We start from the raw sequence: 22,166 nt of genomic DNA, 5'->3' as shown, positions 1-22,166 counted from the left end.
TAACTCGCTGAAAAAAAGCTCAAACAAATTAAAATTTCTAAGTCTTTTTAAAAATGTAACTAAGATTTATAAGAATTAATTTAAATCGTTCCTTCAACACAATTACTTCACTAGGAAGGTCTAAGGAAAATTTTTCTCCAATGCTCTACGAAAAATTGGTGGATTTTTATTTAAATGGAGTAGAAATGAAAGTGTTTTGTAACATTAAATTAATTCAATAAATCTAAAGTTGCATTTTTAAAAATCCTAAGAAATTTTAATAACTCGCTGAAAAAAAGCTCAAACAAATTAAAATTTCTAAGTTTTTTTAAAAATGTAACTAAAATTTATAAGAATTAATTTAAATCGTTCCTTCAACACAATTACTTCACTAGGAAGGTCTAAGGAAAATTTTTCTCCAATGCTTTACGAAAAATTGGGAGATTTTTATCTAATGAAATAGAAATGAAAGTGTTTCAGAAGGTTAAATTAATTCAATAAATCTAAAGTTACATTTTTAAAAATCCTAAGAAATTTTAATAACTCGCTGAAAAAAAGCTCAAACAAATTAAAATTTCTAAGTTTTTTTAAAAATGTAACTAAGATTTATAAGAATTAATTTAAATCGTTCCTTCAACACAATTACTTCACTATGGAGGTCTAAGGAAAAATTTTCTTCAATGTTTTACGGAAAATTGCGGGATTCTGAGAATTACAATAGGTTACGACTAAAATCATGTGTAATCATAAAAACATATATTGCATTTCTATTAAATTGGTGTAATATTAACTTTGGTTTACCTGTTAATAATGATGCATGTAGTTTCGTCTGCTGTGAAAAGCTAGAGCTTGGCTTATGGTAGGAGTTGATTAAATATTGAAAGAGTGCTTAGATATATTTGATGAGGATGAAAATTTAATAGGAAAGGCCTTGAGAGAGGACGTACATAAGAATGGATATTGGCATAGGACTTTTCAATGCTTTATTATAAAAAAAGAAAATGGTAAGACTCTTATGTTGTTTCAAAAAAGGCATCCATTAAAGGATACTTCCCCTAATTTATTTGATATAAGTTCTGCGGGGCATCTTGTAAGTGGAGAGAAGATTGAGGATGGAGTAAGGGAACTTAAAGAGGAACTTGGAATAGATGTGAAATTTAGTGAGCTTATTCCGGCTTTGGTCTATAAAGAAGAGTATGATGGCAAAACTTATATGGATAGAGAGTATTGTCATGTCTATTTTTATATGAGTAATGAAAAGGTTGAAAATTATATTTTGCAACCGGAAGAGGTTGTGGGACTTGTAGAAATAGAACTTGATGGACTTATAAAATTACTTAATGGCGATATAGAAAGTGTGCAAGCTAATGGCTTTGAAGTTGATGGTGAAGGAAATAGGCATGAAGTTATTAGAAAACTTTCTAAGAATGAATTTGCACCACATGGTGATGAATACTATAGAAGGATTTTTGAGAAAGCACAAAGATATTAGTTTTTATTGATATTTTTAAAGAAAAGTTTCATATGTAAGGGAGCATTGTAATATATTTATAACAGCGAAGATAAAATTGATTTACATGTTAATATAAAGTAGACGAGCTTATGAGGTTGACTTTAGTAAGTTACAATCTTTTTAAGCTCGATATATGATGAAAAAACCATAGTCTCAATTTACCAGTCACTTTTATTCAGTTGAGTTGCAATATATTTACATATAGCAGTCTTATTTTATAACGAGGTAGTGAATATAAATGATATTGACAATCAATATCATTTATAATATAATATTGGTAGGAAATGAAAATACTTATTAATTGATATGGAGGTATAGATATGAGTTTATACGATTTGAGACCGAGAGAGAAAGGTATAATAAGTATTATTAAAGGTGATAGTAGATTATCAAAAAGATTGAGTGCTTTAGGTTTCATAGAAGGCACTGAAGTAGAAGTGAAAATTATGGCTCCGTTTGGGGATCCCATGTTAGTCAGTGTCAGAGGGTTTAATATAGCCATTAGAAAGAATGACGCTAAAAATATTTATCTTAAGGAGGCATAAAGATGGCAGTAGCCGCACTAATCGGAAATCCTAATGTGGGCAAAACTTCTTTGTTTAATGTTCTTACAGGTTCTAACCAGTATGTTGGTAACTGGGCAGGAGTAACTGTAGATAAAAAAGAAGGATATTTAGATGAAAATATTAAAATAGTAGATTTACCAGGTATTTATGCAATGGATACTTATTCAAATGAAGAAAAAGTATCTAAAAACTTTTTGGAGAACGGAAATGTAGATGTAATTATAAATATAGTTGATGCATCGAACTTAGATAGAAATTTATATCTTACTATGCAGCTCAAAGAATTTAAAAAGCCCATCATACTTGTTCTAAACATGATAGATGTAGCAGAAAAGAAAGGTGTACAAATCGATTGCGATAAACTATCAAAAGAACTTAAAGTCAAAGTTATCCCTATAGTAGCATCAAAGAATAAAAATGTAGAAGAAGTTAGACAAATACTTAAAAAGGAAAGTTTTTTAGAGTTTAAGGATGATAATGAATATCATTTTTCTTCAGAGAAAGAAACCTACGCTTATATAGAAAATGCTTTAAAAAAGTGTGTAAATGGTACACTTAAGAATGTAAATATAGTTACAGAAATTATAGACAAAATATTGCTTGATAAATTTTTAGCTTATCCTGCATTTGCACTTATAATATTTATTATATTTAAAACAACATTTTCATGGGTTGGTGGCCCTCTTCAAGATTTAGCTAATACATTTGTGAATGATGCCGTAATACCATATCTACATAAGGCACTTTCATTCACTAGTCCATGGTTCAATTCATTTCTAATTGATGGTGTATTTGGTGGAGTTGTTTCAGTAGTAGTATTTTTGCCAATAATACTAACTTTATTTTTCTGTATATCTATTCTAGAGGATAGTGGATACATGGCAAGAGCAGCATTTTTAATGGACAAGTTGATGAGAAAGATGGGGCTTTCAGGTAAAGCATTTATACCTCTTGTAATGGGCTTTGGTTGCAGCGTTCCAGCAATAATGTCAGCTAGAACTTTAGAGAGTGAGAAAGATAGAAAATTAACGGCACTACTTGTACCATTTATGTCATGTAACGCTAGATTACCAATATATGCACTGCTAACAGCAGCATTTTTTCCAAAAAATCAAGGTCTTGTTATAGGTTCGTTATATTTAATAGGAATTATAATTGCGTTTATTGTAGGAAAGACTTTTAAAAGCACATTGTTTAAAAAAGGTGAGGAGCCTCTTGTAATAGAGCTTCCTGAATATAAACTTCCGGAACCTAAAAATTTATTTTTACATACATGGGATAAGGGAAAGGGATTCCTAAAAAAGGCAGGAACAATAATATTCTCTATATCAGTTATAATGTGGGCACTATCAAACTTTGGATTTTACGGTATGGTTGATATAAAGTACAGCTTTTTATCATATATTGGACGTGTATTGGTTCCATTTTTCAGACCTCTTGGTTTTGGAACATGGCAAAATTCAGTTGCTCTTTTAAGTGGAGTTGCTGCTAAAGAAGTAGTTTTGAGTACAATGGGAGTAATTTATGGAGCAAATTTGACAAAGATTTTACCTACTTTATTTACTCCACTTACTGCTTATGTATTTTTAATTTTTGTACTTTTATATCCACCTTGCATTTCAGCACTTGGAACAATGAAAAAAGAGTATGGAACTAAGATGATGCTTTTTTCAATTACATTTCAAACCTGCGTTGCATGGATAGTTGCTTTTATAGTTTATAATGTTGGAATATTAATTTGATTATATATAATATCTAAAAGCTGGGCTGTTGCACTAAAAGTTAGTGTAACGGCCTTTTAGCATGAAAATAAATGGTTAATTTAAAAGAATAAAAGATTTATGGTAAAGGAATTTGTTAGAAATATAATTTTATTGAAAAGATCATGCATCTTAAGTTATAATTAGTATATCAAGTAAACGTTATCTATATGAAATAGAAATGTCATAAGGAGGACTCTAATTGATTAGGATTTCATTATTTTGTGGAGCTGGTATGTCTTCAAGTATGTTAGTACCTAGAATAAAGAAAGCGGCGGAGAAAAGGGGGATAGAGGTTGCTGTTGATGCTTTTTCTGAAGTGCAATTTTCTAAACAATTAAACAAATGGGATATTGCATTAATAGGTCCTCAAATAGCTTTTAAGCTTCCTAAGCTGAAAAAATTATGTAACGATAAAATTCCAATTGAAATTATACCATCACGTGCTTATGGAATGATGGATGGAGAAAAGGTTTTAGAATTTGCATTGAAAGTGCTTAATAATGAATAGTTTTTTTCAAACTAAGTAAACTATATGTAAAGCTCATTAAAAGAGTTTTATGTATAGTTTATTTTAGTAGGTGATAAAAATGATAATTATATATCATGATGTTGGAGGAACACATTCTACGGCAGTAGCTGCTAATATACATATTAATAAACTACCGATAGATACAGTGCCATCAAAGGAAGAGTTATTAAAACTTAAAACCTTTGATAAGATTGATAAAGGCGATATGGGACATTTAATTTATATAGGAAAAGATGAATATAAAAATAAAATATACACTATAGGAAGGCAATATGTTGCTAATTTAGTTATACCCGCAATTGAGGATATGTATACTATTCTTAAGGGGGATAACGAAGAGCTTATGATAGTTGATACAAAACCATCAATAAATACGCTTATGAAAATTGGAGGCTTTACATCAAGAAGACTCCATCTTGTAAACATAGGAAGACCAATTGTAACTTATGGAACATTAAAGGCATATATGGATATTGCGAATATTGTTAGGGGTGTAAAAAATAATCTAAAGAGAAGTAACAATGCTTCAGAACATTAAAAAAATCCTATAAATCTAAGAATTAAAAATCATAAAATCCTAAGATATTTCAATAACTCGCTGAAAAGAAGCTCAGACAAATTGAAATATCTAAGTATTTTATGATTTTTAATTCAAGATTTATTAGAATTTTTTTAAATCGTTCCTTCAGCATTGTCACTTCTCTTTTTAAGTAGAGCAAGGAAAAAATTCCTCCGTGCCTACGGAATTTTGGGCGTAGACAATGTGAACTAGCCATTAGTAATTTATGAGTGTTGACATTGCTTTGCTCGTCAGCAGGGGATAGACTTTGCATAAGCCTTATGTGTGAGATAATATCTAAGTATTTTATGATTTTTAATTCAAGATTTATTAGAATTTTTTTAAATTGTTCCTTCAGCATTGTTACTTCTCTTTTTGAGTGAAACAGGGAAAAAATTCCTCCGTGCCTACGGAATTTTGGGCGTAAATAATGTGTATTAGCCATTAGTAATTTGTATAGTTGACATTGCTTCGCTCGTCAGAAGGTCAAGGGAAAGGATGATTTTCTTTTGATGTCACTGAAAAAAATTTAAAATTGAAAGTTTTTCGTAGAGGAGCGGAGAAAAAGTTTCCTTGCTTTTCTGACATAGTGAAATAATGTTGATTTGGGATGGTTTAAATAAAGCTTTATAAATCTTAGATGATAAATCGTAAAAGTCTTAGAGAATTTAATCTGTTTGAGTGATAGCCAGTTATTAAATTTCCTTAGATTTTTACGATTTATTGTCTTAGATTTATTAGTTTTATTTAATATCTCGAATCAACATTATTTCACAACGTAGGTTTTAAGTTAAACATTTTATTTAAGCATGTACCAAAATGTTTTGAAGATTAGCACTTTGGTACATGCTTAAATAAAGTTTAACTATTAAAACCTATACTTGATACCTTTAATAAAGTATATTAGTATTATAATAGTGTTTAAATAATTTATTTAAAGGAGATAAGGTTATGGCAAGAATACTTCTTGTGGAAGATGACGAAGCACTTTCAATGGGAATAAAATATACTCTCTTAAGTGAAAAATTTGAGGTTGTATCTGCAAGTAATATTCAAGATGCAAAGGAAGCGTTTAAAAGAGAGAAAGTTTCACTTGTACTTTTAGATTTGATGCTTCCGGATGGAAGTGGATATGATTTATGTAAAGAAATAAGGAAAAGTTCAGATATTCCAATAATATTTTTAACTGCCTGCGACGAAGAGGTAAATGTAGTTATGGGATTTGACTTAGGAGCAGATGACTATATATCAAAGCCGTTTAAGATAAAAGAACTTATATCAAGAATCAAGGCAGTTATGAGAAGATGCTCTAATAATGCTCAAAGGTTAGAGCTTAAGTCACGTGATGTATTAATTGATAAGAAAACTTTAAAAGCGTATAAAAACGGAGAAGAAATAATACTCACTCATATGGAACTTAAACTTCTTATTTTATTTATAGAAAATGCTGGACAAACTCTTGAAAGAAATCTGATACTTAAAAAATTATGGGATATTTCTGAAGAGTTTGTAGATGACAATACATTGTCTGTTTATATTAAAAGACTTAGGGAAAAGCTTAAGGATGATTCCAAAGATCCGTATATAGTTACGGTTAGAGGTATCGGATATAGATGGAATGGAGGGGAAGTTTAAGTGAGGAAGGCTTTTAGAAATCCGGAAATTGCAAAAAATGTAGAACTTAATATCATAGTTACAATAGTATGTGCTCTTATATTATATGTTTTTTCAACTATGATGTTAAGACAGGTTAATGGAGAACTTATAAGTAGTAATGGTGCTGCTATTGAGACATTAATAAAAAGTCATCCCGAAATGAAGAACGAAATAATAACGGATTTTACCCAAAAGTATGATAAGGGTACAATTGAAAGTGGAATTGGGATGCTAAAGCAGTATGGAATTGAGAAAAATACATATGATCTTAATGATTCACTTAGTAGATTTCATGATAGCTTCATAACTTTAACTTTAATGATATTCATTTTATTTGTCATATTTCATATGATAATATCACTCAGACAATTTAATAGTATTTTTACTAAAATAAATGAGGTGTATAATGGTGCGGAGAAAATAATAAAGGGTGAATATTCCTTAAGATTAAGTGAATATAGAGATGGCGAACTTGGAAAATTAAGTACTTCTTTTAATAAAATGAGTTCTATAATAGAAAATACATTTGATACCCTTAAAAAGGAAAAAGGTTTCCTTAAGAATACTATGCAGGATATATCACATCAATTAAAAACTCCTCTTTCTTCCCTTAAAATTTTTAATGAACTTCTTTTAAATCAAAGTGTTAAGGATGAAAAAACGTTAAATGAATTTTTACATGAAAGTCAAAAGCAACTTGATAAAATGGAATGGCTTATAATAAATCTTTTAAAAATGGCAAAATTAGATGCAGGTGCTATTGAGTTTAGAAATAGAGATTCGTCAATTGAAGAAACAATAGATGAAAGTGTAAAATTATTAAGACCTATGTATACTGTGAAAAATCAAAAAATGATAGTTGAAAGCAGCGATAAGGCATACTTTGCTCATGATAGAAAGTGGTTAATTGAAGCTTTTAGCAATATAATAAAAAATTGTATTGAGCATACGGATGATGAAGGGAAAATAAAAATTACAATTTACAACTCGCCTATTATGGTCAAGGTTACCATTGGCGATAATGGAGCAGGAATTTCTAAGGAAGATTTGCCTCACATATTTGAGAGATTTTATAAAGGAAAAGGGGTTTATAATAAAAACAGTACTGGTATTGGGTTATCACTTGCAAAAAGCATCATAGAAAATCAAGGAGGATTCATTACAGTTAAAAGTGTTATTGGAGTGGGAACTACTTTTAATATTGTGTTTTTATATGATAAGGAAAAATAACAGCATTGCTTTTTTTCTTGAGTAAAGTAACAATATTTTGGAACGATTTAAATAAAGCTCAATAAGATTTGCTTAAAATTCTAAAAAGATTAGAGATTTTAATTTGCATGAATGCTAGTAAGTTATTAAAATATCTTAGTATTTTTAGAATTTTTATTACTTATATCTGTACTTTTATACCTATTTTCCGTAGTGAAGCGGAGAAAAATTTTCCTTGCTTTTATTTTAGGCGAAGTAATAGTATTTTGGGAACGATTTAAATAAAGCTCAATAAGATTTGCTTAAAATTATAAAAAGACTTAGAAATTTTAATTTGTCTGAGCTTTTTTTCAGCGAGTTATTAAAATTCCTTAGTCTTTTTATAATTTGGAGCTTAGTCTTATGATTTTTATTTAATGTTTCAAAATACTATTACTTCGCAATATTTTTATGCTGCAGTATTATTAATGTGTAACTTTTTTGATTTTAACAGGTATTTAAATGAAACAGATATTATATAAACATAGAAAATTATCTGTATTAAGAAAGCGTAAGTTATTTTAACCCCGGCTGCATAGCCTATAAGGTAAGTCAAAAAAGTAGCTCCAAAATTATTGAATATGTTTATAATAGCAGCGGCAGATGGAACATCGCGCTTTGGAACATGCTGTACTATGTATCCTTGAAGAGCAGGATATATCATAGATATTGTTATGCCTATAATGGCAACACCTAATAAGGCAAAAAACTTATTTGCTTTTGATAGTATTATAAATATTCCTAATATAGATATAATAGGCGAAAATGATAAAAATCTAAGTTGTCCAATTTTGTCAAGAATTTTATCACCAACAGCTCTTCCAATTGTAAATAAGACCCAAAATCCTAATAGTATATTTGGGACATCTGCTCTGCTTATACTATAATATCTCTCTAAAAAAGTACCTGTCCAACTGGTAGTAGAAATTTCAGCACCTACATAAAAGAATATAGCAAAAGATAAAGTAAGAACTAAAGGATTTTTTAATACTGAAATTATGGATGAACTATTATTATCAGAAGAAGTTTCTTCTGTATGTATTGATACATCTTTAACGCCTAATGCTAAAATGAAAAATAAGCATATTGTAACAACATGAATTAAATAAGCATAATGAAAACTTATGCCATTTTTTAAGAAAAATTTATCTATTGGTAAAATCAAAATTCCACCAAGTCCAAAACAAGCATTGAAAAGACTAAACTTTTGATATTGTTTTGGTAAAACCGATATTATAGTACTTGATATAAGGCAGCCTAAACCAACTGCAAATCCAGAGAAAAAATAACCTATTAAAAGTACATAAAAAGAATTTGCAGTAAAAATTATAATGCTAGATAAAATTACAAATGAAAATCCTAAATAAAGTGATTTTTTTAAATCAAGTTTATTCATAATCTTAGCACCAAGTATACTCATTATAAATGAGGCACCATAAACGGTTGAAGGAAGTATTGCAATTATTGTGTTTGAAACGTGGTAAGTATTTTGTATAGTAGTTATAAAAGGGGATAAAGTATTAGAAAATAGTGACATAAAAAATGCGCCTATAAAAGCTATAAGCATGTTTCTAAAGTTTTTGTTCATAGTTTTTTGAATGCGTAAAATTTATAAAACTATAAATATGTTTTATAATGTGGGTATTTTACACATATCCTCCTCTCAAAGTTTTAAATTATCCTGCATGGTATTATTATATAAATCTATATAGTATGTTTTAATACGTATGACAATAGATACAATAGTATGTAAAAATATTATTATAGAATGCTGCAAGTGAAAATTTTAACAAAAATAAATATACTAAAAGCTTTAATATATTTATTATCTGTTAGTGGGATTATTATGTGTTAATGTTTACAATTAATACTAAGCATATTGAAATCTATTGTACTGTGACCATGTTTCACATACTATTAAAAATAACAATTTTAAAGTTTAATAAAAACATATTATATTTTATCATAAAAGCATAAGTAAACCAAGTCCAAATTTAAGCTATATTTGGAACTTAAATGTATAAAAAGTAAGAATATATTACACAAATAATTAAGATTCATTTATTAAAATTTAAAGTATAATATATATAGTAATTTAATATTTGGAGGTACATATGGGGATAGCTGTTACAAGTGATCTTTGTAAGACATATGGAAAAGGTATTACAAAGGTAGAAGCTTTAAAAAATATAAATCTTGATATAAAAAAAGGTCAGTTTACGGCAGTGGTAGGAGCAAGTGGTTCAGGTAAAAGCACACTGCTACATATGCTTGGAGGTATTGATAAACCGTCATCGGGAAAGGTTATCATAGATGGAAGCGATATATATTCTCTTAATGAAAAAAAGCTTTCTGTGTTTAGGAGAAGAAAGATAGGAATAATATTTCAGTACTATAATCTTATTCCTGTACTCAATGTAGAGGAGAACATAAAGTTATCTTTTATGTTGGATGATATAGAACCTGATCAAAAGTATGTTGATGAATTAATAGAAATATTAGACTTAAAAGACAGAAGATATCATTTCCCGGAGGAACTTTCTGGTGGACAACAGCAGAGAGTTGCTATAGGACGAGCACTTGCTTATAGACCATCAATAATACTTGCAGACGAACCTACAGGAAATCTTGATACAAAAAACAGCAGAGCAGTAGTAGAACTTTTAAGACTTTCTGTTGAGAAATTCAATCAAACTTTAATTATGATAACACATGATATGAATATAGCTTCATCGGCAGATAGAATAATTAGGATGGAAGATGGAAGTGTAATAAGTGATGAGGTGATACGAGGATGAATGTATCCAAGATTCTTGCTTTTAGGTATATTAAACGCCAAAAAAGAAGAACAATTATTACTATATTGGGCATAATACTTGCAGTTGCACTTTTTACAGCTATTTCAGTGATGCTTGATAGTATTGAGTATTCTCAAGCTAAGCAAAATATAAATGTAACTGGAAGCTATGATGTTTTATATGATGGGCTTGATATGAATAATATTAACTATCTTAAAAGCAATTATTCTGTAAGTCAGGTTGGAATAAGTATTTACGTTGGAAATGGTTTTTTAAAACAGGACCAAATTAGTAAATATACTTTAGGTGATAGAACTATAAGGGCTTATGAAATATCCTTTTATGAAGATAATGTAATAAAAATGAGAAATGTAAAATTGCAAGAAGGAAAATTTCCTAGAAATGAAAATGAAGCTGTAGCACCTAAAATGCTTATGAAACAAGGATATAAGCTCAATGATAAAATAAAATTATATATATCAGTTAATGACTCAAAAAATGTAGCTCAAAAAGAATTTACTATTTCAGGTTTTTCTAAGGAAACAAATAATATGTTTTTTATTTCACAGAAAGCAGCGGATAATATTATGGCTGGAAAATCAAAATATAGTGCCTACGTTAATTTGAAAAATAAGGCTGATTTCAAAAAAAGTTTTAAAACAATTGAAGCAAAAATAAAACCTAAATTTAAAAACTATAATGATGGTGTACTTTTACTTAAGGGAAAAAGTATAAATAATTATAATGATATTGGAAATTTAATAGTGATGATAATTCTTGGAGGTATAATACTCATATCTTCAGCTCTTGTTATATACAGTGCATTTAATATGTCTATTTTTCAGCGAATAAAGGAATTTGGTGTACTAAGGGCTTTGGGAGCTTCATCTTATCATGTAAAAAGTATAGTATTTATAGAAGCCTTTATAATGATAGGCATAGGAATTCCTCTTGGTATTTTATGTGGTATAGGAGTAATAAAAATTATTTTTCTAATAGTAAATGTGAGTAAATTCTCTATATTTGATAGTGCGGGTATGGCAGGTGTATATATATCCTTAAAGACGATTAGTATATGTGCTGGATTTGGAATCTTATGCATTATTTTTTCGTCAGTTGTTCCTGTATATAAAAGCAGTAAAATAACACCTATGGAGGCTATAAGGGGATATAGCAAAGGTAGTGGAATTGCAAAGTATAAAAAGCGTTATAATCCTATAAAAAAGAAATTTAGATTTGAAACATTTTTAACATTTAGAAATATGAAAAGAAATAAAAAAAGTTTTAGGCTTGTTGTTTCTTCGATTGCAGTTAGTATAGTTATTTTTGTGTCATTTTATGCCTTCTTATATAGGATGCTTCAATACTTCAATTATGGTGGATTTATAAAAGATTTGCATATATATTCAAATGATATTAGTTTTAAAAAGGAAGATGTGTATGGGATAAAAAAGATAAGTGGCGTAAAGAATATATATCCACTAGAGGAATCAAGTTTTATGATATTATGTCCTAAAAGTAATATTTCTCCTGAGTTTAAAAGTGTAAATAAAAGAGCCTTGAGTTATTATGGGGGATATTTTTATGATGTTAATGATGTTCTGACAGGATATGATTTAAATGAAATTAACCTTTTAAAAAATGTGGTTATAGATGGAAAAATCGACACTGAAAAACTTAACAGCGGAGAGGAAGTACTGATATTTGATGGGATAGATTATGAAGCTAATGGAAAAACAATTAGAGAAACTAATCTAAAACCAGGTGATGAGATTTATATAGATAACAATAAAATTTATGATAGAGGTAATGTTAAAAAAGTAAATTTTGAAAAATTGCGAAAAGTTAAAGTTGGAGCTGTATTAAGTAGAGAAATTTCTTATTATAAAAATCTCAATGGTATTTCTGCTATAACATCTGCTGAAGGATACAAAAATATAACTGGTTTAGAGGGATTTAGCGAATTTCAAGTTGAGCTAGATAAAAATGCAGACAGGAAAAAGGTTAAAACTGAGATAGGTGATAAACTTGGAGTTAATTATCGATATAAAATTGATGATTCAGTAGAAATTGAAGAACAAGCTAAACAGTATAAAATAGAAATTTATGCACTTGTATATGGATTTATAGGAGTAATAAGTTTGATTGGAGTGTTAAATATAATTAATACTGTAAATACAAATTTGATGCTAAGATTAAAAGAATTTGCATGTCTTAGAGCTGCTGGAATGAGTATGGGTAGTCTTAAAAAAACTTTATTAAGCGAAGGACTTTTATATGGCGTTTATGGTATATTTTATGGAACTATTTTCAGCAGTATACTTTATTATTTAATTTGCAAAAGTATAAACAACATTAGCGGTCTTAATTGGATACTATTTTGTAAAGAGATAGTGGTTTCTAGCATTGGCGTATTTGCTGTAATATTTCTTTCTATGATGTTCCCTATAAAGAAAATTGAGAAGATTAATATTGTGGAGATTATGGGGGTAGAAGAATAAAAAGTTATTTTTATAAGTTGGGAGATATTTTACAACTTGTACACAACTTTGGTAGATTTAGAGTAAAAGTTAAGTCCATAATAATCATTGAAAAAACAATTTCGTGCACGAAAAAATATTTTGTGGAGGTAATTTTAAATGAATACAAGAAAATTAATAGGACTTACTTTGACAGCTGTAGTTATAATATCAAGTACATTTGTTATCAATTTTGAAGGAAAAAATACAGAAAAAGCGACTAAAAATGTTGTTAAGGTAGCTAGTAGTAATTTAAGTGAAAATAGCAATAGTAATGTTGATGAACTAAAAACTAGTGATAAGAAAGCAATTGACCTTGCAAAAAATTATTTAAAAAAATATATGAATGTAGATATGGATGAAAAAATGAAACAAGATCATTTAAGAGCAGATGTTGGTAGAGATAAAGATGCTTCGAAAGTAGTATATGTATTCTTTGATCCAATTGATGCAGAAAAATCATACGAAACCTTTAACAAGACTAATACAATTTATGATGATTATAATGTTATGATATACTTAAAAGATGGCAAGGTTGCAAGTATAAGAGCATTAGATGGAATAAAAAGCACGAAGGGTTTAAAGTGTGATAAAGAAAAAGCTAAAGCAGCAACTGAAAAGTTTTTAAAGGATAAAGGAATTTTTGATGGTATTGCATCAATAGATTTAATTGGGGATAGTGATGCAGGTAAAGAGTATGGTAGAGTTATGATGAATTGTAAAGATGCAACTGGAAATGAAATTTTTTATGTAGAAGTAGATCTTAATACTTACTCTGTAGTTGGTTTTGATGAAATAAAAGAAGGTAAAAGTGAAGGATTAATGCCTAATAAATAAAACCTTTGAATGTAAATTAATTAAAAATATCATAATAATGAATCGGCTAAAATTAGTATTTTAGCTGATTTGTTAAGGCTGAAAGGTGATTTAGCAATGATAAAAATATTAATTGTAGAAGATGATGCTGCAATTTCTAATTTAATAAAACTTAATCTAAATATGGCTAATTATGAAAGTACGCAGGTTTATGATGGCGAAGAAGCTTTAAAGGCAATAAAAAATGAGAAATTTGATTTGCTTCTTCTTGATGTTATGCTTCCTAAGATTGATGGATTTACTGTATTTTCAAAGATTAAAAAAAGAAATATTCCAACTATTTTTTTAACAGCTAAAGTTTCTGTTGCAGATAGAGTATATGGATTAAAATTAGGTGCGGATGATTATATAACAAAACCATTTGAAGGGGTTGAACTTTTAGCTAGAATTGAAAATACATTAAGGCATTACAAGAAAAAAAGCAATATATTATGCTATAAAAATATAGAAATAAATACTGATGAGAGAAGCATCAGGATAGATGGTAAAGATGTAGAGCTTACTTTGAAAGAATTTGAATTGTTTTTGTTTTTAGTTCAAAATAAAAATATTGTTCTTACAAGGGAAAAACTAATTGAAAATGTGTGGGGATATGATTATTGCGGGGAAACACGAACGGTAGATAACCATGTGCAGCGTATTAGAAGGAAACTATCTTTGAAGAAGGAAATAAGAACTATATTTGGGTTAGGATATAAATTGGAGGGTTAGATGAAGCTTTGGGAGAAAATTTTTATATGCACATTAGTTGCTTTTGAATTTTTTTTTGTTCCATCGACTATGTATTTAATAAATAGAAGTTTTAAATTAAATTTGGAGAGTGAAATTAATTCTGGAATAAACGAACAAAATAGATTTTGTGAATCTATGCAGCTGTATGTGCGACTTAGTGATAAAATTTATATTGCTGACAATAAGGCCAAGATAAACCAGGCTATTAATTCATACATGGAATCTGTAACTAATGGAGAAATATATTTTCAGATATTAGATAACAGTAACAGGAAAATATATGACGACTTTAAAAAAGGAGTATCAAGAAACGAAAGCAATGGTAATTTTTCTAAAGATAAAGTTAGTTATGAAGTTCGAGATATAACTGGCAAAAGCTATTTATATATAAATAAAAAAATTTATATATATAATAGATATTATAAAGTTTCATACATAAAAGAAGTATCATGGGTATATAAGAATTACAGATATTTGTACAATATTCTTATGAAATTGAATTTTTTTGTATGTATAGCGTTAGCTGTAGTTATGATAATTATAAGTAAAACAATTGTGAATCCTATTAATCAACTTATAAAATCAACTCACAAAATATCAGAAGGAAATTTCAGTGAAAGGGTTAAGATTACAAATAAAGATGAGATTGGTGATTTAGCAGAGAATTTTAACCATATGGCAGATGTAATTGAAGAAAATATAAAGGAATTAAGAGAGAACTCAATGGACAAGCAAAATTTTATAGATAATTTATCACATGAAATTAGAAGTCCACTTACATCAATTATAGGTTATACTGATTATCTTATAACAAATAAAAGTTTTGATGAGGAAACTTTTAACTGTTTGAATTATGTTTATAAAGAAGGAAAGAGATTACAAAAAATGTCTTCAAAGTTAATGGACTTAATTATGCTAAGAGAAGAAAAACCTAAAATGCAGGTTAGTAAAATCAAAAGTGTAATTGAAGAAATAAAAAATTCTATAGTACCGAAGTTAAAGGATAAAAATATAGAATTAGTAACTTCAATTGAAGATTTTAGCTTAACTATGGATAGAGAGCTTATACGAATACTTATAAGCAATTTGGTAGATAATGCAATTAAAGCTTCTCAATGTGGAAGTAAAATATATATAAATTCATATATAGAGTCAGATCATATAGTACAAATTAAAGATAAAGGAGTTGGAATACCTAAGGAGGAGATTAAAAAAATATTTGAACCATTTTATATGGTTGATAAATCAAGGGATAGAAGTAATAATGGTGTTGGACTTGGACTTTCTTTATGTTCTCAAATTGCTAGAATACATAATATTAAATTTGATGTGGAGAGTGAACTCGGTGAAGGAACAACAATAAAAATAAGATTTAATTCAAAATAGGAAAATGATTATAGATGATTCAATAAAAAATAAGGCAGCTGTTCATCCATAAATATCAATGGATAGACAGCTATTTTTAAAAGTTGGATTTGTAAACTAGAGAATATACTATAGTTAAAATTATTGCTACAAGGCCAGTAGATAGAAAGCCAAGTCTTCCCCCGCCCATATTCATTGCTGTACCTACAAGTAAGTTCCCTATAGGAGTTGTACCAGCATTTACAAGGGTATATATACTCATAACTCTTCCTCTGTATTCGTCTGAGGTGTTAAGCTGAAGTATTGAATTACTTCCATTTAAAAAACATAGGTTGCAAAAGCCACTTCCAAGTACTAATAAGGCACAAAAATAAAGATTGCCAGAGAAAGCCGCTATTATCTGAAAAGTGGCAGTTGAAAGGGCAACAATTTTTAAAAGCTTAAAATTTAGTTTTTTTCGTCTTAAATTTGCCATTTTTATAGTTCCAAGGAGTGAACCTACTCCCATTGCAGATAATATAAATGTATATCCGCTCGATTCTTTATGTAGAATAGTTTTTGAAAATACAGGAGCTATTACATCTATATTCATAGCAAAAGTACAGATTATTGCCATGAAAATCAAAGTTTTTGTAAGTATTTTATTTGAATAGATATATTTAAAGCCTTCTTTTACTTCCTTAAGCAGAGCACCCTTTGAAGTGTTTGCAGCTGTACTTTTTTGTTTTATAAAGAATAAACCGGTGAGTACGGCAGCGAAGCTCAAAAAGTTTATAAAAAAGCAAAAACTTATACTTGTCTTTAACATTATTATACCTGCAATTGACGGTCCTATTATTTTGGCTATGTTAAAAATAGAGGAATTTAGTGATATAGCATTAGGCAAATCTTTTTTCCCAACGAGCTCAATGAAATATGATTGTCTTGTTGGCATGTCCAAGGTTGTTCCCAAACCTGCTATTACAGCTAAGAGGAAAATCAACTGATAAGTAATGTGGTTTGTGTAAACTAGTATGAATAGTACTAAAGCTTGAAGCATACCTACAGTCTGAGTTAAATAAAGCAGTTTCTTTTTAGGAAATCTATCAACGATTGCTCCACAGAAGGCTGAGAAAAGAAGTGTTGGACCAAATTGAAAAACGCTGAGTAGACCTAAAAGAAAAGGTGATTTTGTTAAAGTATATAATAACCAGACTTGTGCAGTTCTTTGAAGCCAAGTACCTATCAAAGAAATAGACTGTCCAATTATAAAGCATTTAAAATCTCTATGTTGTAGTGAAGAAAATGTAGTTCTATTTAATAATACCATTATAATACCTCCGTAAGTTCATAATAAAGTGCATTAATTGCGCAGCGAATAGTTCTACTTGTCTTATAAAATTCATATATCAAAAAATAGAAAATCGATTTTAATATGTAATGTAGAGAATATAAATTACGGCCTAAAATATGTATGAATTAAAGATTTGTGTATGTTGCATGAATAATTATTATGTGTAACAATATTATAATAAACTTGAAAATTAAAAATTACAAGTTGACTTTAATTTTATTGAAAAACATGATAATATTAAGTATAATTTTGTAAACGATATTATTTAGATTGGGGAGTGTTTTTTATGGAATTTTTAGTAATTGATGTAGGTGGAACTTTTATAAAATATGCAATTATGAATGATGAAGCTGAATTTATTGAGAAAGGTAAGGAGAAAACTCCTAGTGATAATATAGAAAATTTTGTAGACACTATTGGTAAAATCTTTGATAAGTACAAAAGTAGAATTAATGGAATAGCTATGAGCATGCCTGGACGTATAGATAGTGATCGGGGATATTTGTATTCTGGAGGAGCGCTGCTATACAATAATGATAAAGATATGGGAAAAACACTTAGCGAAAGATGTCCTGTCCCAATATCAATCGAGAATGATGGAAAATGTGCAGCTTTAGCAGAAGCGTGGAAAGGAAATCTTAAGGATTGTGATGATGGATTAGTTGTTGTTTTAGGGACAGGCATTGGCGGCGGAGTTATTAAGAATAAAAGACTTCATAAGGGAAAGCATTTTGTGGCAGGAGAATTTAGTTTTATTCTTACTAGTGATGCAGTGCCTGATCCAAGGGATAAATATGCAAATACCTGGGCTACGCGTGGTGGTACAAAGGCATTATGTAAGATGGTGGCTGATGCTAAAAACTTATCTATAGAAGAGGTGGATGGATACAAAGCTTTTGAATATATAAATAATGGTGATGAAAGTGCTATTGAAGCACTTAATAATTACTGTTACAGGATGGCTATACAATTGTATAATTTACAATACATTTACGATCCTGAAAAAATAGCTATTGGAGGCGGAATAAGCAAGCAGAAAGTACTTATTGATTGTATAAGAGAAAACATAGAAAAACACGCCAAAGATATAGCTCCAGCAATTTTATTAAAGCCAGAGATTGTTCCTTGTAAGTTTTTTAACGATTCAAATTTAATCGGAGCACTTTATAATTACATGATCAAATATAATATATAAAATTAAAAATTAAGAAAGAAGAATTAAGAATGAATGACGATTTTCCGCCGCTTTGCTTTGGAAAATTTACCTTGTTTTTATTTTGAGCGAAGTAATAGTATTTTGGGAACGATTTAAATAAAATTCAATAAGTCTTGTTCTAAATTATAAAAGGACTTAGAAGTTTTAATTTGTTTGAGCTTTTTTTCAGCGAGTTATTAAAATTTCTTAGTCCTTTTATAATTTGGAACTTAGATTTATGAGTTTTATTTAATGTTTCAAAATACTATTACTTCGCTCTAGTATTAACACTAACGTTAGTTTCACCTGAGCTAGTTTGAAGTTTTAAATTTATAGTTTTATTGACACCGGTATTGTATATGGCTTCCCTTAATTCATTCATAGTATTAATATCATTTCCATTAACACCTAATATTATATCTCCCTTTTTTATTCCAGCTTCAGATGCACCGCTGTTTTTAGCTACGTTATAAACATAAATGCCTTTTTTAAAATTTATATTTAGGTATCCGCTCATTGATTTATCAAGACCTATTATACCTATTACAGGAGTTGTAAATGATCCAGTTGATTTTAAGCTTTTTATAACTGGCTTAATTATGTTTACTGGAACGGCAAAGCCTATACCTTCAGCACTTGTTATTTTTGCAGAGTTTACACCTATTACTTTTCCATTTGTATCTATAAGTGGACCACCACTGTTACCTGGATTTATTGAGGCATCCGTTTGAATTAAGTCCTCCATAAATACACCTTCTCCAGCCTCAACTGTTCTGTCAACGGCACTTACTATGCCAGAAGTTACTGTTCTTTGGAAATTTAGCCCAAGAGGATTGCCTATGGCTATAGCTGTTTCACCTATTTGTACTTTTGAAGAATCACCAAGCACAACAGGTGTTAGATTTTTAGAATTTATTTTTAATATCGATAAATCCAAACTATCATTAGCCCACATTGGCTTTGCATCAACATCACCACCACCATACAAGGATATTTTTATGCTCTTGCTATTTTTATTAGCTACATGATTGTTAGTTAAAATGTATCCAGAACTGTCAATTACCATTCCGGAACCGACACCTTGTTTGGTTTCATTATTTTCAACAAAAGTTGTGGTAACGCCGACAACTGAAGGGAGAACCTTTTTTGATGCAATAGTTACAGGAGATTCAGCATTTGTAGTAGTATCTTGTGCAATTGCCTTATTAGAATGCATATTCGTTTTATTGTTGTTTAATTTACAGCCAGTAAAAGTAGAAATAAAAATAGTATCTACTAAAATTAAGGATAATAATTTATGTGTTTTCATAATATCGCCACCAATGTTTTTGATAATATTTTGACACAAAATTGCATATATTATTCTTGCTGTTTACATATAGAAAACATTGGTATAAAATTATTTAAAAAGATAATTCCGGGAGATGGTTACATGCAGATGAGAGAATTTAAAATTGAAATTTATATTCCAAAAGGGTATGTTAAAAAATTAGGGGATGAGCTCAGTAAAGTTAATGTAGGTAAGATAGGAAATTATGATCATTGTATGTCTATAAATAAAGTTCAGGGATACTGGAGACCACTTGAAGGAGCTGATCCATTTGATGGAGAAGTGGGGAAACTTTGCAAAGGAGAAGAATGCAAAGTTGAAGTTAGATGTAAACGTGAATATGTAGAGGCTGCTATGAAAATCATAAGAAAAGTACATCCTTATGAAGAACCAGTTATAAATGTAATTCCTCTATTAAATGAATTATTTGAATAATTAATATGAAGATGAAGTGTTTAAATTAACTATAAAATCATAGACATTTTCGTCTTCATATCTTGAAATTTTTATATTTCCAAAATTATTATTTTCAGCTGAAAAGCTCAAAAAATTGCTTAAGGAATCAAAGTTAACTTGTCTATCAATTTGTGTGTTACTTATTACTATCTTCTGGCAACATGGCTTGCTGTTTGCATCAGAAGGAAGGCACAGCATTGCAAGTCCACCAACATATCTGCTTTTATTTAAGCTAGGTCTAATCATTGTTATGTAAGCATAACCGTCTTTTTTACTGTAAAGATTAAAAAAAACTAGATTGTCTGAAATTTTGTAATCTCCCTTGAATTCTTTAATAATTTGACCTTTGACAAATATCTCAAAAGTGCTGCTGTTTTTAAGTATTTTTAGTTTTGACTCATGAATAGCTTCTCTTTTGCCGGAGTTGGTGACAAAAAAATAGCAGAAATAGTTTTCGGCAAAAATATTATGGAGCTCTGAGTCATTTTCAATTGATTCTTCAAAAAAAGAAGCGTTTAAAGGTACGGTTAAAAATTTATCTATATCTATATGATATACATTACAAATATATAAAATTGTTTCTATTGATGGAAAGGTATCTCCGGATTTATATTTTGATAGCAAATCTTCAGAGACGCCTATTTTTTTTGCTAATTTTTTTTGAGTCCCTTCAAGTTGAATTAATTTTTTTAAGTTATGCGTAAATATATCACATGTCTTTTCGTAGATTTTATTTTTTGATATTTTTATTTCAAGATTATTGTTTTTCATTATTTATCCTCCTGAAAGTTGATTATTATTCAAGATTATATTCTAATATTATATTTAATATACCATAATGTTCAAGATTATGTTTGAATTTTATATAAATATTGAGTTTGGAAATGTTATGAATTATATTTATAAATAAGTTTTGAGTTGGAGATGAAAGAAGTATGGATAATAAAAAATTAATTTATGATGTTAAATCAAAATTTTATGAGTATGAGTTTCAGCTTAAAATATATTTTGAGGATAAAATTTATGGCGTTTATATATATAAAAATAATACTTTAAAGGAAAATAAGTGTATTGAATTTATGACAATTATAGCAGATGATTTTACAAAAGAAGAATTTTGCATGCTTGAGAGTATACACAAGAAACTTAAATTTACAAGCATGGTGAGAGGAAATTATATAACTTTAAAAAACATAGGAAAATCTGATTTGCACATGAAACCATACATTTATTTACAAAACGAAACTTTGAAAAAAGGATATTCCCATATAGATAATTTTACATGGTGGGCGTTAAAAAATTATGGTGTGGGTGTTAAAAGTCCGTCAGTTGATAAATTAAATATTAGGATAAGTTATAAGGAATTACTTGAAAATATAGATTATAATTTAAATTGTTACTGGGGTGAAAAAGTAAAATCTAAAATTATATTTCTATCTGATTATTGGGTCCAATTTTCAGTTCTAGCTGTATGTAGAATTTTGTATTTTGTTCAAAATAAAAAAGAACTATCCAAAATTAATTCCATGGATATAATTGCAGATTACATTCCAAGCGAATTTAGAAATATAGTACTTGAGGCTATAAGGATTAAAAAGCATAGTGGAAAGTCAATATATTCTTCTAGATTAAAAAGGCAAAATGACACCAAAAAATTTATAAAATTCGGAATTACGTTTTTTAACAGCAGATATTTCATAAATAGAAATTCAAATATAATGTTTCTTTAAATTTAAGAGAGAAGGAGTA

19 protein-coding genes are annotated in these 22,166 nt (G+C 28.7%); 15 read left to right on the top strand and 4 right to left on the bottom strand.

Annotated features, from left to right (window positions below; genetic code table 11):
* The first annotated feature begins 853 nt into the window (after positions 1–853).
* From BEE63_RS07530 to BEE63_RS07495, 7 genes are all read left to right on the top strand, one after another.
* Positions 854–1,471, top strand: a complete 618-nt coding sequence (locus BEE63_RS07530; protein WP_066020803.1) for an NUDIX hydrolase — start codon at positions 854–856, stop codon at positions 1,469–1,471.
* 341 nt (positions 1,472–1,812) lie between these two features.
* Entirely contained in the window at positions 1,813–2,037 is a 225-nt protein-coding gene (locus BEE63_RS07525; protein WP_066020802.1) for a FeoA family protein, read from the top strand.
* 2 nt (positions 2,038–2,039) lie between these two features.
* Positions 2,040–3,800 carry a ferrous iron transport protein B gene (feoB, locus tag BEE63_RS07520; protein WP_066020801.1) on the top strand — a complete coding sequence of 587 codons (1,761 nt, stop codon included), beginning with the start codon at positions 2,040–2,042 and terminating at the stop codon, positions 3,798–3,800.
* A 220-nt stretch (positions 3,801–4,020) separates the two neighbouring features.
* A complete protein-coding gene (locus BEE63_RS07515) occupies positions 4,021–4,329 on the top strand; it encodes a PTS sugar transporter subunit IIB (protein ID WP_066020800.1) in 309 nt (102 codons plus the stop codon).
* Positions 4,330–4,408: 79 nt separating this feature from the next.
* Positions 4,409–4,888 (top strand): DUF3189 family protein, encoded by a 480-nt coding sequence (locus BEE63_RS07510; protein ID WP_066020799.1) that lies wholly within the window; start codon positions 4,409–4,411, stop codon positions 4,886–4,888.
* A 972-nt stretch (positions 4,889–5,860) separates the two neighbouring features.
* Positions 5,861–6,544 carry a response regulator transcription factor gene (locus BEE63_RS07500; protein WP_066020797.1) on the top strand — a complete coding sequence of 228 codons (684 nt, stop codon included), beginning with the start codon at positions 5,861–5,863 and terminating at the stop codon, positions 6,542–6,544.
* Positions 6,545–7,795, top strand: coding sequence for a sensor histidine kinase (locus BEE63_RS07495; RefSeq protein ID WP_066020796.1), 1,251 nt, complete (start codon positions 6,545–6,547; stop codon positions 7,793–7,795).
* Between the two features lie 427 nt (positions 7,796–8,222).
* On the opposite strand, the gene BEE63_RS07490 is transcribed toward BEE63_RS07495, so the two are convergent.
* Positions 8,223–9,401: an MFS transporter gene (locus BEE63_RS07490; protein WP_066020795.1), complete on the bottom strand. Its 1,179-nt coding sequence runs from the start codon at positions 9,399–9,401 to the stop codon at positions 8,223–8,225.
* 526 nt (positions 9,402–9,927) lie between these two features.
* On the opposite strand from BEE63_RS07490, the gene BEE63_RS07485 reads away from it, so the two are divergent.
* The 5 genes from BEE63_RS07485 (at position 9,928) to BEE63_RS07465 (ending at position 16,124) form a co-directional block, all read left to right on the top strand.
* Positions 9,928–10,611 carry an ABC transporter ATP-binding protein gene (locus BEE63_RS07485; protein ID WP_066020794.1) on the top strand — a complete coding sequence of 228 codons (684 nt, stop codon included), beginning with the start codon at positions 9,928–9,930 and terminating at the stop codon, positions 10,609–10,611.
* Positions 10,608–13,112: an ABC transporter permease gene (locus tag BEE63_RS07480; protein WP_066020793.1), complete on the top strand. Its 2,505-nt coding sequence runs from the start codon at positions 10,608–10,610 to the stop codon at positions 13,110–13,112. The genes BEE63_RS07485 and BEE63_RS07480 overlap by 4 nt, the downstream gene beginning before the upstream one ends.
* Before the next feature lie 138 nt (positions 13,113–13,250).
* The gene (locus BEE63_RS07475) at positions 13,251–13,967 is read left to right on the top strand and encodes a hypothetical protein (protein ID WP_066020792.1); all 717 of its coding nucleotides are present in this window, start codon (positions 13,251–13,253) and stop codon (positions 13,965–13,967) included.
* Between the two features lie 96 nt (positions 13,968–14,063).
* Positions 14,064–14,717, top strand: coding sequence for a response regulator transcription factor (locus tag BEE63_RS07470; RefSeq protein ID WP_066020791.1), 654 nt, complete (start codon positions 14,064–14,066; stop codon positions 14,715–14,717).
* Positions 14,718–16,124, top strand: a complete 1,407-nt coding sequence (locus tag BEE63_RS07465; RefSeq protein WP_066020790.1) for a sensor histidine kinase — start codon at positions 14,718–14,720, stop codon at positions 16,122–16,124.
* A 76-nt stretch (positions 16,125–16,200) separates the two neighbouring features.
* Here the strand turns inward: BEE63_RS07465 and BEE63_RS07460 are convergent, their stop codons facing one another.
* Positions 16,201–17,412 carry an MFS transporter gene (locus tag BEE63_RS07460; RefSeq protein ID WP_066020789.1) on the bottom strand — a complete coding sequence of 404 codons (1,212 nt, stop codon included), beginning with the start codon at positions 17,410–17,412 and terminating at the stop codon, positions 16,201–16,203.
* Between the two features lie 310 nt (positions 17,413–17,722).
* Here BEE63_RS07460 and BEE63_RS07455 point away from each other — a divergent pair, with 310 nt between their 5' ends.
* Entirely contained in the window at positions 17,723–18,631 is a 909-nt protein-coding gene (locus BEE63_RS07455; protein WP_066020788.1) for an ROK family protein, read from the top strand.
* 268 nt (positions 18,632–18,899) lie between these two features.
* On the opposite strand, the gene BEE63_RS07450 is transcribed toward BEE63_RS07455, so the two are convergent.
* Positions 18,900–19,940, bottom strand: coding sequence for a S1C family serine protease (locus BEE63_RS07450; protein ID WP_066020787.1), 1,041 nt, complete (start codon positions 19,938–19,940; stop codon positions 18,900–18,902).
* Between the two features lie 123 nt (positions 19,941–20,063).
* On the opposite strand from BEE63_RS07450, the gene cutA reads away from it, so the two are divergent.
* Entirely contained in the window at positions 20,064–20,396 is a 333-nt protein-coding gene (gene cutA / locus BEE63_RS07445) for a YqfO family protein (RefSeq protein WP_066023190.1), read from the top strand.
* Here the strand turns inward: cutA and BEE63_RS07440 are convergent, their stop codons facing one another.
* Complete coding sequence (locus tag BEE63_RS07440) at positions 20,397–21,188, bottom strand: helix-turn-helix domain-containing protein (RefSeq protein WP_066020786.1); 792 nt, start codon at positions 21,186–21,188, stop codon at positions 20,397–20,399.
* A gap of 164 nt (positions 21,189–21,352) precedes the next feature.
* Between BEE63_RS07440 and BEE63_RS21395 the strand changes: the two genes are divergently transcribed.
* On the top strand, positions 21,353–22,147 hold the full coding sequence (locus BEE63_RS21395) for an aminoglycoside adenylyltransferase domain-containing protein (RefSeq protein WP_066020785.1): 795 nt from the start codon (positions 21,353–21,355) through the stop codon (positions 22,145–22,147).
* Positions 22,148–22,166: the final 19 nt, after the last annotated feature.

This window comes from Clostridium pasteurianum, assembly GCF_001705235.1.
GTDB lineage: Bacteria > Bacillota > Clostridia > Clostridiales > Clostridiaceae > Clostridium_S > Clostridium_S pasteurianum_A.
This window is presented reverse-complemented; position numbering and strand designations above follow the sequence as displayed.